This is a genomic window from Acidovorax sp. A1169 (assembly GCF_030704685.1).
Classification (GTDB): domain Bacteria; phylum Pseudomonadota; class Gammaproteobacteria; order Burkholderiales; family Burkholderiaceae_C; genus Acidovorax.
In genome coordinates, this window is sequence record NZ_JAUZDX010000014.1 from 90,626 (window position 1) to 103,340 (window position 12,715).

General features: G+C 68.2%; 9 protein-coding genes and 1 tRNA gene. 5 read left to right on the forward strand and 5 right to left on the reverse strand.

Annotated elements, in window-relative coordinates:
- Nucleotides 1-81: 81 nt before the first annotated feature.
- The 4 genes from tig to QYL93_RS21240 form a co-directional block, all read right to left on the reverse strand.
- Nucleotides 82-1,395 (reverse strand): trigger factor, encoded by a 1,314-nt coding sequence (tig, locus tag QYL93_RS21225; RefSeq protein ID WP_179679217.1) that lies wholly within the window; start codon nucleotides 1,393-1,395, stop codon nucleotides 82-84.
- 66 nt (nucleotides 1,396-1,461) lie between these two features.
- Nucleotides 1,462-1,548 (reverse strand) — tRNA-Leu (locus QYL93_RS21230).
- Between the two features lie 205 nt (nucleotides 1,549-1,753).
- Nucleotides 1,754-4,936 carry an efflux RND transporter permease subunit gene (locus QYL93_RS21235; protein WP_305745515.1) on the reverse strand — a complete coding sequence of 1,061 codons (3,183 nt, stop codon included), beginning with the start codon at nucleotides 4,934-4,936 and terminating at the stop codon, nucleotides 1,754-1,756.
- Between the two features lie 9 nt (nucleotides 4,937-4,945).
- On the reverse strand, nucleotides 4,946-6,166 hold the full coding sequence (locus QYL93_RS21240; RefSeq protein WP_305745516.1) for an efflux RND transporter periplasmic adaptor subunit: 1,221 nt from the start codon (nucleotides 6,164-6,166) through the stop codon (nucleotides 4,946-4,948).
- Between the two features lie 158 nt (nucleotides 6,167-6,324).
- Between QYL93_RS21240 and hpnC the strand changes: the two genes are divergently transcribed.
- Together hpnC and QYL93_RS21250 are read left to right on the forward strand one after the other, a co-directional pair.
- Complete coding sequence (gene hpnC, locus QYL93_RS21245; protein WP_305745517.1) at nucleotides 6,325-7,215, forward strand: squalene synthase HpnC; 891 nt, start codon at nucleotides 6,325-6,327, stop codon at nucleotides 7,213-7,215.
- A gap of 89 nt (nucleotides 7,216-7,304) precedes the next feature.
- Nucleotides 7,305-8,015, forward strand: a complete 711-nt coding sequence (locus tag QYL93_RS21250; protein ID WP_305745518.1) for a hypothetical protein — start codon at nucleotides 7,305-7,307, stop codon at nucleotides 8,013-8,015.
- Here QYL93_RS21250 and QYL93_RS21255 read toward each other — a convergent pair.
- A complete protein-coding gene (locus QYL93_RS21255) occupies nucleotides 8,001-8,951 on the reverse strand; it encodes a LysR substrate-binding domain-containing protein (RefSeq protein WP_305745519.1) in 951 nt (316 codons plus the stop codon). The two genes, QYL93_RS21250 and QYL93_RS21255, sit on opposite strands and share 15 nt — an antisense overlap.
- A gap of 231 nt (nucleotides 8,952-9,182) precedes the next feature.
- Between QYL93_RS21255 and QYL93_RS21260 the strand changes: the two genes are divergently transcribed.
- The 3 genes from QYL93_RS21260 (at nucleotide 9,183) to QYL93_RS21270 (ending at nucleotide 12,700) form a co-directional block, all read left to right on the forward strand.
- Nucleotides 9,183-10,406 (forward strand): MFS transporter, encoded by a 1,224-nt coding sequence (locus QYL93_RS21260; RefSeq protein WP_305745520.1) that lies wholly within the window; start codon nucleotides 9,183-9,185, stop codon nucleotides 10,404-10,406.
- Nucleotides 10,407-10,441: 35 nt separating this feature from the next.
- On the forward strand, nucleotides 10,442-10,918 hold the full coding sequence (locus QYL93_RS21265) for a hypothetical protein (protein WP_305745521.1): 477 nt from the start codon (nucleotides 10,442-10,444) through the stop codon (nucleotides 10,916-10,918).
- 381 nt (nucleotides 10,919-11,299) lie between these two features.
- Nucleotides 11,300-12,700: an L-serine ammonia-lyase gene (locus QYL93_RS21270; RefSeq protein WP_305745522.1), complete on the forward strand. Its 1,401-nt coding sequence runs from the start codon at nucleotides 11,300-11,302 to the stop codon at nucleotides 12,698-12,700.
- Nucleotides 12,701-12,715 lie beyond the last annotated feature (15 nt).

Consider the following 12,715-nt stretch of genomic DNA (forward strand, 5'->3'; position numbering starts at 1 on the left):
GGGCTTGTGCATGAAAGCACAAGCCCCTGCGGCAAGCTATCGCCGGGCCACCCACACAAGGATGGCTGGCGAACACCGGCTTTAGCCTTGCTGGCCCATCAGTTCGTCGAACGACACGGCCTTGTCAACGACCTTGGCCTTGCCCAGCACGAAGTCGGTCACGTTGTTCTCGATGACCACGGCTTCCACTTCGGCCAGGCGTTGGCGGTCGCCGAAGTACCAGCGCACCACGTCTTCGGGCTTCTCGTAGCTGGCAGCCAGCTCGTCGATGTGGGCCTTGAGCTGCTCGGGCTTGGCCTGCAGTTCGTTGGCACGCACCAGCTCGGCCACCACCAGGCCCAGGCGCACGCGGCGCTCGGCCTGGGGACGGAACACGTCTTCAGGGATCTCGGCCTTGTCGGCGTCCTTCAGGCCGCGTTGCTTGAGGTCAGCGCGGGCGCCTTCCAGCAGGCGGCCGATTTCGGCCTGCACGCTCGAATTGGGCAGGTCGAGTTCGGCCTTGGCCACCAGGGCGTCCATCACGGCTTGCTTGTTGCGGGCCAGCAGGCGGAACTTGACTTCGCGCTCCAGGTTCTTCTTGATGTCGGCGCGCAGGCCGTCCACCGAGCCGTCGGCGATGCCCAGCGACTTGGCCAGGGCGTCGTTCACTTCGGGCAGGTTGGCGGCTTCGATCTTCTTGACCGTGACCAGGAAGTCAGCCGTCTTGCCGGCCACGTCCTTGCCGTGGTAGTCGGCAGGGAAAGCCAGCGGGAAGGTCTTGCTTTCGCCGGTCTTCATGCCGCGCACGGCTTCTTCGAATTCCTTGAGCATCTGGCCTTCGCCGACCAGGAACTGGAAGTCTTCGGCCTTGCCGCCTTCGAACGGCTCGCCGTCGATCTTGCCTTCGAAGTCCACAGACACGCGGTCACCGTCTTCGGCAGCGGCGCCCTGGGCGCGCTGGGCGAAAGTGCGGCGCTGCTTGCGCAGGATGTCGATGGTCTTGTCGATCGCCGAATCGGTCACATCGGCCGATAGCTTCTCGACTTCGGCGTCCGACAGGTCACCGATCTTGACTTCGGGGAACACTTCGAAGATGGCGTCGAAGGTCACCTGGCCTTCGGGGGCGCCGTCTTTTTCGGTGATGCGGGGCTGACCGGCCACGCGCAGCTTGGCTTCGTTGGCGGCCACGGCAAACGCTTCACCGACCTTGTCGTTGAGCACTTCGTACTGCACGGAATAGCCGTAACGCTGGGCGACCACGTTCATGGGCACCTTGCCGGGACGGAAGCCGTCCATCTTCACGGTGCGCGCCAAGCGCTTCAGACGCGTGTCGACTTCGGTCTGGATCACGGTCAGGGGCACGCTCAGCGTGATCTTGCGCTCGAGCTTCTCAAGGGTTTCAACAGTAACGGACATGGCTATTCCTCTTATGGATGTGATCGTGCTGTCTGCAGCGCAGTGTTCCGCAAAGTCTCACATGGATGGTGCGCGGGGCGGGACTCGAACCCGCACAGTATTGCTACCGTCAGGACCTAAACCTGGTGCGTCTACCAATTTCGCCACCCGCGCGGTTCTACAACTAACAAACAAACAGGCGGCAAGCTATGCCCGCCGCCTGTGTGAAATCGGTCAACCTTAGATTTTAACCTGAGAAGCGGCGCACACCGATTTCCGCATGCACATTGCGTGCAAGGGTTCACCCTGCCCCGAGGCCCCTGCCAGCAGCAGGGGGATGGCCATCGGCGGGTACTCAGAGGCTGGGATTCGCAGCCTCTCAGGCCAGGGCGGCGCGCTCGTCCTCGGGCCGCTTCACGCGGAACCAGGCGGCGTACATGGCCGGCAGGGCCAGCAAGGTGAGCACCGTGGCCACGATCAGCCCGCCCATGATGGCCACGGCCATCGGACCCCAGAACACGCTGCGCGACAGCGGGATCATGGCCAGCACGGCAGCGGCCGCCGTGAGCACGATGGGGCGCAGCCGGCGCACGGCGGATTCCACAATCGCGTCCCACGCGGGGATGCCCTTGGCGCGGTCCTGTTCGATCTGGTCAATCAGAATCACCGAGTTGCGCTGGATCATGCCCATCAGCGCGATCACGCCAAGCAGGGCCACAAAGCCGAAGGGGCGGTTGAGCAGGATCAGCGCGCCCGCCACCCCGGCCAGGCCCAGCGGCCCGGTCAGAAACACCAGCATCGCGCGGCTGAAGCTGTGCAGTTGCAGCATCAGCAGCGTGAAGGTGACGAACAGCATGATCGGGATGCCCGCCGCAATGGAGGCCGAGCCCTTGGAGCTTTCCTCCACAGCACCTGCCACCTCGATGCGGTAACCGCCTTGCCCCGCCTCGCGCCACTTGGCCTCGATGGCGCGCAGGCCCGGCAGCAGCTGCGCGGTGACGGTGGCGCCCTGCACGCCTTCGGTCACGTCGCCCTGCACGGTGATGGCGTAGTCGCGGTTCTCACGCCACATCACGCCCGGCTCCCAGGTGAACACGGGCTTGGCGATCTGCGTGAGCGGGATCGACTTGCCCGAGGCCGTGGGCAGGTAGGCGTTGGCGATGTCGGTGATGGCGTTGCGCTCATCGAGCGGCTGGCGCAGCATGATGTCGATGAGCTTGTCGCCCTCGCGGAACTGGCCGACCTGCGTGCCCGAAAGAATGGTCTTGCTGGCCTGGGCGATGGACTGGCTGGTCACGCCCAGGGCGCGCGCCTTGGCCTGGTCCACCTCCAGGCGCAGCACCTTCACGGACTCGTTCCAGTTGTCGTTCACGCCGCGCATCTGGGGGTTCTCGCGCAGCGCGGCCTTGACCTCGTCGGCGCGCTCGCGCAGCACCAGCGGGTCCAGCCCGACCACGCGGAACTGCACCGGGTAAGGCACGGGCGGCCCGTTGGGCAGCAGCTTCACGCGGCCACGCACTTCAGGGAACTCCTGCGCCAGCAGGCCGGGCAGCTTGATGCGCAGGCTCTCGCGCACCTTCAGGTCCTGCGGCACCACGATGAACTGCGACACGTTGCTCTGCGGGAACACCTGGTCCAGCGGCAGGTAGAAACGCGGCACACCCGAGCCCACCCAGGTGCTCACGGTGTTCACGCCCGGCTCGGCCAGCAGGCGCGCTTCCACGCGCTTGGTGACCTCTTCGTTGCCCGCGAAGGACGTGCCTTCGGGAAACCACACGTCGACGATGATCTCGGGGCGGCTCGAATCGGGGAAGAACTGCTGCTGCACCTGGCCCATGCCGAAGATGCCCAGGGCAAACGTACCCACGGTGAGGGCGATGGTGATCCAGCGGTGGCGCACGCACCAGGTGACCAAGCGGCGAAAGAAGTTGTAGAACGGGCTGTCGAACACTTCGTGCCCGCCCGCCTCCACGCCGTGGTGCTCCTGAGCGTGGGCCACATGGGCCGGCACCTTGAGCAGCAGGGTGCCCAGGTAGGGCACGAAGTAGACCGAGACGATCCAGCTCAGGACCAGCGCGAGCACCGTCACCGCGAAGATCGCGAAGGTGTACTCGCCGGTGGTCGACTTGGCGATGCCGATGGGCAGAAAGCCCACCGCCGTGATCAGCGTGCCTGTGAGCATGGGCATGGCCGTGAGCTCGTAGGCGAAGGTGGCGGCGCGCACCTTGTCGTAGCCCTCTTCGAGCTTGAGCACCATCATCTCCACGGCGATGATGGCGTCATCCACCAGGAGGCCCAGGGCGATGATCAGCGAGCCCAGCGAGATCTTGTGCAGCCCGATGTTCCAGTACCACATGCCCAGAAAGGTCACGGCCAACACCATGGGGATGGTGATGCCCACCACCAGGCCGGGGCGCGGGTCGATGTACCAGCGCTTCCACAGCGGCTGCTTGCCGGGGCGGCGGTGGAAACCCAGGGCGACGAAGCTCACGGCCAGCACGATGACCACGGCCTCGATCAGCACCTTCACGAATTCGTTGACCGAGGTGGCCACGGCCTTGGGCTGGTCCTGCACGTTCACCAGCTTCACGCCGGCGGGCAGCGCGGAGCCGATGCGGTCGGTGGCCACATGCAGCGCCTTGCCAAGGGCGATGATGTCGCCGCCCTTGGTCATGGAGACACCCAGGGCGATCACTTCCTTGCCCTGGTGGCGCACCTTCACGGCGGTGGGTTCCACGTAGCCACGCTTGATCTCGGCGATGTCGCCCAGGCGAAGCTGCGCGCCGGAGGGGCCGCGGATCGGCATGGCCGCGAGGTCTTCCACCGCATTGAACTGGCCGGCCACGCGCACCTGCACCTGGTCCAGCGGCGTCTGCACGGCGCCCGCGCCTTCCACGGCGTTCTGCTGGCCCAGTTGGGCCAGCACCTGGTTCATGTCCAGGCCCAACTGCGAAAGGCGCTTTTGCGAAATCTCGATGAAGAGCTTTTCATCCTGCACACCAAACAGCTCGACCTTGGCCACGTCGGGCACGCGCAGCAGCTGCTGGCGTGCGTCGTCGGCAAAGTTCTTGAGCTCGGCGTAGCTGAAGCCTTCGGATTCAAGCGCGTAGATCACGCCATACACGTCACCGAAGTCGTCGTTGAAGAACGGCCCCTGGATGCCCGAGGGCAACGTGTAGCGCATGTCGCCGATCTTCTTGCGCACGGTGTACCAGACGTTGGCCACCTCGGCCGCCTTGGACGAGTCCTTGATCTGGAAGATGATCTGCGACTCGCCAGGCTTGGAGTAGCTGCGGATCTTGTCGGCGTAGGGCACCTCCTGCAAGGTGCGCTCGAGCTTGTCGGTGACCTGCTCCGCCACCTGCTGCGCCGTGGCGCCGGGCCAGTAGGTGCGCACCACCATGGCACGGAAGGTGAAGGGCGGGTCTTCGTCCTGCCCCAGCTGGAAGTAGGCGGCAAAGCCCAGCAGCATCAGCACCACCATCAGGTAGCGCGTGAGCGCCGGGTGGTCTAGCGCCCATTTGGAGAGGTTGAACCCCTCTTTTGGTTGGATCTGGCTCATGGCGGGCCCTTACTTGGAAGCAGGGGCCGCAGCCACGGGCGTCGCCGCTGGCGCGGGGGCCGCTGCAGCAGCGGGCAGTGCCACATTGCCGGCAGCCGTCTGCGCCTTGGTCGCAGGGGCACCATTCGATTTGGGCTGGTAGATCATGACCTTCTGCCCGGGCGAAAGCACGTGCACGCCGGTGGCCACCACCTGCATGCCAGGGGTCAGGCCTGCGGCCACCACGGCATCGTTGCCGTCGGCCGTGGCGATCTGCACCACCTGGGATTTGACGGTGCTGGTGGCCGCGTCGTACACCCATACGGCCGTGGACTGGCCCTCCTGGCGCAGCGCGCTGGTGGGCAGCTTGATGGCCACCACGCCGGCATGGCCCAGCGCCTTGGGCTGGGCATACACCGTGGCGCCCAAGGCCGGGGCGTCCTTGCCCTCGATGGCCACCTTGACCTGGAAGGTGCGCGTGGCCGCATCGGCGCTGGCCGCCACCTCGCGCACCTTGCCCGCCAGCTCGGCGCCGCCCGACCAGCCGCGCACGGCCACGTCGGAGCCCACGGTGATCTGGGCGACCTTGTCCTCGGGCACGGAAAACACCACGTCGCGCGGGCCGTCCTGCGCGATGCGCACCACCGGCGTACCGGCAGAGACGACTTGGCCCGGCTCGGCCTCGATGCCCGTGACCACGCCCGACACGTCGGCCACCAGGCGCGTGTAGGTGGCCTGGTTGCCCTGCGAAGACAGCTGTGCGCGCGCCTGGTCCAGCGTGGCCTGCGCGGCCTTCAAGGTCGCGTCGCGGCGCTCCAGCTCGGCGCCGCTGATGAAGTTCTGGTCCTTCAGCGTCTGGTAGCGCTTGTAGTCGGCTGCCGCCAGGTCGCGCTGCGTGGTGGCCGAAGCCAGTTGCGCACGCGCCGAATCGGCCGCCAGCTGGTAGTCGCGCGGGTCGAGCTGGGCCAGCACGTCGCCGGCTTTCACGCGCTGGCCGAGCTCGGCTTGGCGCTGCACGATCTTGCCCGCCACGCGAAAGCCCAGGCGCGATTCCACCCGGGCACGCACCTCACCGGCGTATTCCACCTGCGACTGCAATGCTCCCACGCCCACCGTCATCAGCTTGACGGAACGCACCGGCTCCTCGGGCGGGGCCGGCCGCGAGCAGGCGGCCAGCACCAGGGCCGAGGCCGCCAGCAACAAAAACCTGGAGGGCCGGTGAATGGGCCGCGAGGCGGAGGGTGTTCGCATGGAAAATCCGATGAATGAAAAGGGCAACACGAAGGTCGGCCAGCGCCTCCCCCACGACCGCCAGGGCGCTCAGGGTTAACACTGACAAAACAAGTTACTGACTGACTGGTTAGTAATCTATGAGAACGCCCCCGCCTTGTCAAGCGACAATCCACGCCGTGAACCCCACCCAAAGCACCTCGCCCGCTGCCGCCCCATCCACCGCCCCTGCGGTGGCCCCGCCGGTCACGCATTACGAAAATTTCCCCGTCGCATCGCTGCTGTGCCCGCCGCACCTGCGCCCCGTCATCGCCGCCATCTACGCCTTCGCCCGCACGGCCGACGACATTGCCGACGAGGGCGATGCCCTGCCCGCCGAGCGCCTGACCGATCTGGCCGCGTTCAACGCCGACCTCTCGGCCATTGCCGAGGGCCACGCCCCCTCGCCGCGCTGGGCCGATGTGTTCGTGCCGCTGCAGGCCGTGCTGGTCAGCCACCACCTGCCCGTGCCGCTGCTGGCCGACCTGTTGAGCGCCTTTGCCCAGGACGTGGAAAAAACCCGCGACGCCGACGGCTACGCCGACCGCACCGAGCTGCTCGATTACTGCCGCCGCTCGGCTAACCCCGTGGGCCGGCTGCTGCTGCACCTGTACGGCGTGGACGGTGAAAAGGCCCTGTCGCAGAGCGACGACATCTGCACCGCGCTGCAACTGGCCAACTTCTGGCAGGACCTGAGCGTGGACATCCCGCGCGGGCGCCACTACCTGCCGCGCGAGGACTGCGCCGCCCACGGAGCCTGCCAAGCCGAGCTGCTGGAGCTGCGCAGCACGCCGGAGAACGCCCGCCTCATCCTGGGGGTGGCCGCCTGGGCCCGCGCCAGCATGCTGCGCGGCGCGCCGCTGGTGCACCGCCTGCCCGGTCGTGCCGGCTGGGAGCTGCGCCTGGTGGTGCAAGGCGGCCTGCGCATCCTGGACAAGGTGCAGGCCCTGAAAGGGGCCAGCCTGCACACGCGCCCCCGGCTCAACCCCTGGGACTGGTGCGTGATGCTGGGGCGGGCGCTGGTGATGTAGCCCTCTCCACCCGCGCTCGGGCACACTCGCGGACCTACCGAACGACCGCGAACGCGGCACCTGCACATTACCGAGGGAGGGCCCGCTCCATGTCTTACAGGCATCTCTTCAAGATCCTCCAATGGGGGCTGATCCTCTTTTGCCTGGGCTTTGCCATTGTGGGCGGCGTGGTGGCCGAGCGCACACTGGAGCTGCTGCACTGCCAGCCGCATGCCGACCCCGCACTGCGCAGTTGCTCCTGGCTGTCCAACGCACTGGGCATGCGCCTTGTCCCCTTCCTCACGGCCGAGGGCGTGGCCGACTACCCATTCGTGCTGCTGCGCAACTTCTGGGCGCTGATCGCCGTGTGGGTTCTGGCCCTGGTGGCCCTGCGCAGGGCTGAACGCAACGCCGCCAGCGCCGCAGCGGCGGCACCTGGCAGCAGGCCGCCCGCCCGCCCCGGCGTCACCAGCGCCGACATGGCCCGCTGGGCGGCACGTGCCGGCTTCTGGGCGCTGTTGCTCGGGCTCGTCGGGTTCTGCATCGCCTTTGGCACGCCCATCCTGGGCAACCAGGTGGCCCGGGAGATGCTGGGCGCACTGGGTTGCTCACCCGGCACGTTCGACCCCTTCTCATCGCCCTGCATGTCGGCCCCAGGCTTCTGGACGCACCGGCTCACGCTCTACGTCATCCCGCTCGCGGGCCCGCTGCTGGCGCCGCTATGGCTGGTGATGGCTTTCTGGGATGTGCTGATCGCATGGATGCTGCTCACGGCCGCAGCGTACTTTCTGCAACGCCGTCTGGCGCTACGCGCCTCCTAGCCAGCCGCAGAACGCCACCGACGCCGCATCCTGCGCGGCCCGCGGCGAGAGCATCCAGTAATACTTCTTGTCGCCCGAGAGCAGCTCCGGGAAGGGCATGGCCAGCAGCCCGCCGGCCAGCGCCTCGCCCAGAAAACGCGGGTTGCCCAGCGCCACGCCCAGGCCCTGGATGGCGGCCTGCACGCTCAGGTGGGCATGGTCGAAAACCAGGTCGCCGGCGGGCTGGATGTCTTGTGCGCCCGCCTCCCGCAGCCACTGCTGCCACACCAGCGGGGTCGAGCGGCTGTGCAGCAGCGTGTGCCGCGCCAGATCGCGTGGCGCCTGGATGGCCTTGGCGCCCGCCAGCAGCGCAGGGCCGCACACGGGGGTCAGCACATCGGGAAGAAACGCACCCGCACGGATGCCGCGCCAGGGGGTGCGCTGCTGCAGCACCGCCAGCTCGCCATCGGCAAAGCAACGGATGGAGACGTCATAGTCCGCCGGCTCGAAGTCCAGATGCCCTACGGTGGTGACGAGCTGCACATCCAGCCCTGGCATCTGCGCGCAAAAGGCCGACAGGCGCGGGATCAGCCACTGCGTGGCGAAGGTCGACGTGGCATTCACCGCCAGCGTGTTGCGCCGCGTGGGCCGCTTGATGCCGGCGGTGGACCGGGCCATCAGGTCCAGCGCGCTGGTCAGCCCCGGCAGGTAGGCAGCGCCCGGCGGCGTGAGCGCCAGGCCCCGCCCCTCGCGCTGTACCAGGGCCACACCCAGCCATTCCTCCAGCGCCTTGATCTGGTGGCTGACGGCGCTTTGCGTCACCGACAGTTCGTGCGCGGCCTGCGTCACGCTGAGCAGCCGGCCTGCCGCCTCGAAGGCGCGCAGCATGTTCAGCGGCGGCAGGCGGCGGGGCGAGCCCGTTGCGGACAACCCGATTTTGGCATGAGCTGATTTCATGAATCCACGAATTATTGTCGATAGTCATCCGCACAGCCGTCTCTTAGCATTGGCCGCATGCAAGGACACAACTGGTTAGATTTGCTCATTATGTGCCGGGCCTGCGACATGCCTGCGCAGCGGCCCGCCCGGCCAGCACCGGTGCAAAGCCCTCCCGCCGGCCCAGGGCATGCGCGCACCGCCATCGCCCCGCCATCCAACGACGCCACACTGGCCCTCCCCCTGCCCACCATGACGGCTTCCAGCGCAAGCACCACCGCACCGATCTCTGCCACGGCCCCGGCACGCCCTTTGGCCGCCAGCCGGGCAGCGGCGCACGCCACGCGCGTGGCCTTTTTCATCAGCGGCTTTGCCATGGCGGCCTGGGCACCCCTGGTGCCGTTCACCAAAACGCGGCTTTCGATCCACGAAGCCACACTCGGCCTGCTGTTGCTGTGCATGGGCGCAGGCTCCATCGTCTCCATGCCGCTGGCCGGTGCGCTCAGCGCGCGCTGGGGCTGCCGGCGGGTGCTGGTGGCGTCTACGCTGCTGGTCTGCGCCAGCCTGCCGCTGCTGGCCCTGGCACCCACGGCGCCCTGGCTGGGCGTGGCGCTGTTCCTGTTCGGCGCGGGCATCGGCGGGCTGGGCTGCGCGGGCAACATCCAGGCCGTCCTCGTCGAGCGGGCCAGCGGCCGGCCCATGATGTCGGGCTTTCACGGGCTGTTCAGCCTGGGCGGCGTAGCGGGGGCCGGCGGTGTGATCGGGCTGCTGGGCCTGGGCGCATCGCTGTGGCAGGCCACCGGCGCAGTGGCAGCTGTGGTGCTGGCGCTGCTGGCGGCGGCGGGGCCGCACTTCCTGGCCCGGGGCACAGAACAGAGCAGCCCGGCCTTCGCCCGACCCGACATGGAAAGTGGGTCGGTCTTCGCCCGCCCCACGGGGGTGGTGCTGTTCATCGGCATGCTGTGCTTCATCCTCTTTCTGGCCGAAGGCGCCATGCTGGACTGGAGCGCCGTGCTCCTCACCCAGGTGCAGGGCATGCCCGCCGAGCGCGCAGGCCTGGGCTATGCCGCCTTTGCGGCTGCGATGACGCTGGGGCGTCTCACCGGAGACCGCTGGGTGCGCCGCATCGGCCCGCCGCGTGCGGTGCTGGCGGGTGCCTTGATCGCCTCCGCCGGCCTGGCGCTGGCCACGCTGGCGCCCACCTGGCCGCTGGCCCTGCCCGGCTTTGCACTGGTGGGCCTGGGCTGTTCCAACATCGTGCCCGTGCTGTTCTCCCTCGCGGGCAGGCAGCACGCCATGCCCGAGAGCCTGGCCGTGCCCGCCATTGCCACCATGGGCTATGCGGGCGTGCTCATGGGCCCGGCGCTGATCGGCTTCGTGGCCCACGGCACCAGCCTGGTGGCCGCCATGCTGGTGCTGGTGGCCTTGCTCGTGGGCGTGGCCATGGGCGCCAGGCGCCTGGGCGCACTGGACTGACGGAACGAACACAACGCGACGCGAATCACAACGCCATGGCCACCGATTGCAGCACCGCCCCGCCCGCCGCCAGCCCAAGCGCGGCAGCACCGCGCGTGGCGGCCCGGCTGCGCGTGGCCGTGCGCCACGCGCCCACCTCGCTGTGCCTGCGCATCACCTGCCTGAACACCGCTGCAACACCCTCGCCCGCCCAGAGCCTGGAGCACAGCCTGGCCCAGGTACTGGCCGCCGCCGACCGCCTGCTGCGCGAGGCCGGCAGCCACAGGCACCGCACCCTCTCGTGCGAGCTGTTCGTGCGCGACCCCGCCCACACGGCGGATGCCAGGCGCATGGTGTGCAGTTGGATGGCCGGCGGCCTGGCCCGCCAGCAGGTGGCACCACCGGCGGTGCACGCCCATTCGCTGGCGCGGCCACAGCCCCCTGCGGCCGGCACGGCAGGCCAGGCGGCAGCAGCACCCCTGGTGGAAATGTCGCTGGTGGTGGCGCACAGGGCAGACAGAAGCGCTTTGTAAGAAACATTCATGGGTGGCAAGCCGGGCCAGCGACGCCTTGTCAAGCCGCACCGTGATGGCCTCAGGCCATTGTGGAGCATCAATAAGTTGCTATCCAAGGAATAGCAATCGACGGCAGCCACCGGCCTTGCCCCCCGTGCCCGGTCGAACCGCTCAGGGATAACGTGTGGGCTGCCACGGAGCCGTGCGGTTAGCCTCGCCCCCACTCCAGCGCCAAGAGTGCTGGCAGTGCGAAGACGCATGTTGTCTTGTTCATGATCGACCGGCCAGCGATGGCGCCACCCGCGCCATCGCTGCCTTCTCTGTGTATGGGCTGGCGGCATGCGGCCGTCGCTGTTGTTCACCGAACCCACCGGTATCCCATTGAAGGCACAGCACCCCATGTCCGTCAGCGTTTTCGACCTCTTCAAGATCGGCATCGGCCCCTCCAGCTCGCACACCGTGGGGCCCATGATCGCGGCGCGGCAGTTTGCCTGCCACCTGCAGGCCACGGTGGGCCTGGCGGCGGTGCAAAGCGTGGGGGTGGAGCTGTTCGGCTCGCTCTCGGCCACAGGCGTGGGCCACGGCACCGACACCGCCGTGCTGCTGGGCCTAGCCGGGCACGAGCCCGAGCACATCGATCCCGACCAGATAGCGCCCACCATCGCCCAGATCCGCGCCAGCCGCAGCCTGGCCCTGCTGGGCGAGCACGCCGTGCCCTTCGTCGAGAAGGAGCACCTGCTGTTTCGCCGCCGCAGCCTGCCCTTGCACCCCAACGGCATGGCCTTCCATGCGCTGGATGCCAACGGCGTGAAGATTGCCGAGCGCGAGTACTACTCGGTGGGCGGCGGCTTCGTGACGGATGCGGCCGGCGAGCGCGTGCTGAACCCGGCAGCGGCATCGGGGCCCAGTGCCGCCGGGCACGGCAACGGCCTGCCCTACCCCTTCAGCACCGGGGCCGACTTGCTGGCCCAATGCCAGGCCACCGGCATGGCGGTGGATCAGATCATGGTGGCCAACGAGCTGCACTGGCGCAGCGCCGCCGAGTTGCGCCGCCAGTTGCTGGCCATCTGGCACACCATGGCCGGCGCCGTGCAGCGCGGTTGCGCGGCCACCGGCACCCTGCCCGGCCCCATGCACGTGCGCCGCCGCGCGGCCGAGCTGCACAAGAGCCTGAACACCCAGTCCGAGGCCGCCCGGGGCGACCCCTTGTCGATGATGGACTGGGTGAACCTCTACGCCATGGCCGTCAACGAGGAAAACGCTGCCGGTGGCCGCGTGGTGACCGCCCCCACCAACGGCGCGGCCGGCGTGATCCCGGCCGTGCTGCAGTACTACGTGAACTTTCTGCCCGGCGCGGATGAGGAGGGCATCGCCACCTTCCTTCTCACCGCCGGTGCCATCGGCATCATCTACAAGAAAAACGCATCGCTGTCGGGCGCCGAGGTGGGCTGCCAGGGCGAGGTGGGCGTGGCCTGCTCCATGGCTGCCGGCGCCCTGGCCGCCGTGATGGGCGGCAGCCCCGAGCAGGTGGAGAACGCCGCCGAGATCGGCATGGAGCACAACCTCGGAATGACCTGCGACCCGGTGGGCGGGCTGGTGCAGATCCCCTGCATCGAGCGCAACGCCATGGGCGCCATCAAGGCCATCAACGCTGCCCGCATGGCGCTGCGCGGCGATGGCCAGCATGTGGTCTCGCTCGACAAGGTGATCAAGACCATGATGCAGACCGGCGCGGACATGAAGGTCAAGTACAAGGAAACCTCGCGCGGCGGGCTGGCGGTGAACGTCGTCGAGTGCTGAGGGCGAGGCCTGGCA

Coding starts and splice junctions, on each gene's coding strand:
- tig (WP_179679217.1), bottom strand. CDS start 1,395: ATGTCCGTTACTGTTGAAACCCTTGAGAAGCTCGAGCGCAAGATCACG.
- QYL93_RS21235 (WP_305745515.1), bottom strand. CDS start 4,936: ATGAGCCAGATCCAACCAAAAGAGGGGTTCAACCTCTCCAAATGGGCG.
- QYL93_RS21240 (WP_305745516.1), bottom strand. CDS start 6,166: ATGCGAACACCCTCCGCCTCGCGGCCCATTCACCGGCCCTCCAGGTTT.
- QYL93_RS21250 (WP_305745518.1), top strand. CDS start 7,305: ATGTCTTACAGGCATCTCTTCAAGATCCTCCAATGGGGGCTGATCCTC.
- QYL93_RS21255 (WP_305745519.1), bottom strand. CDS start 8,951: ATGAAATCAGCTCATGCCAAAATCGGGTTGTCCGCAACGGGCTCGCCC.
- QYL93_RS21260 (WP_305745520.1), top strand. CDS start 9,183: ATGACGGCTTCCAGCGCAAGCACCACCGCACCGATCTCTGCCACGGCC.
- QYL93_RS21265 (WP_305745521.1), top strand. CDS start 10,442: ATGGCCACCGATTGCAGCACCGCCCCGCCCGCCGCCAGCCCAAGCGCG.
- QYL93_RS21270 (WP_305745522.1), top strand. CDS start 11,300: ATGTCCGTCAGCGTTTTCGACCTCTTCAAGATCGGCATCGGCCCCTCC.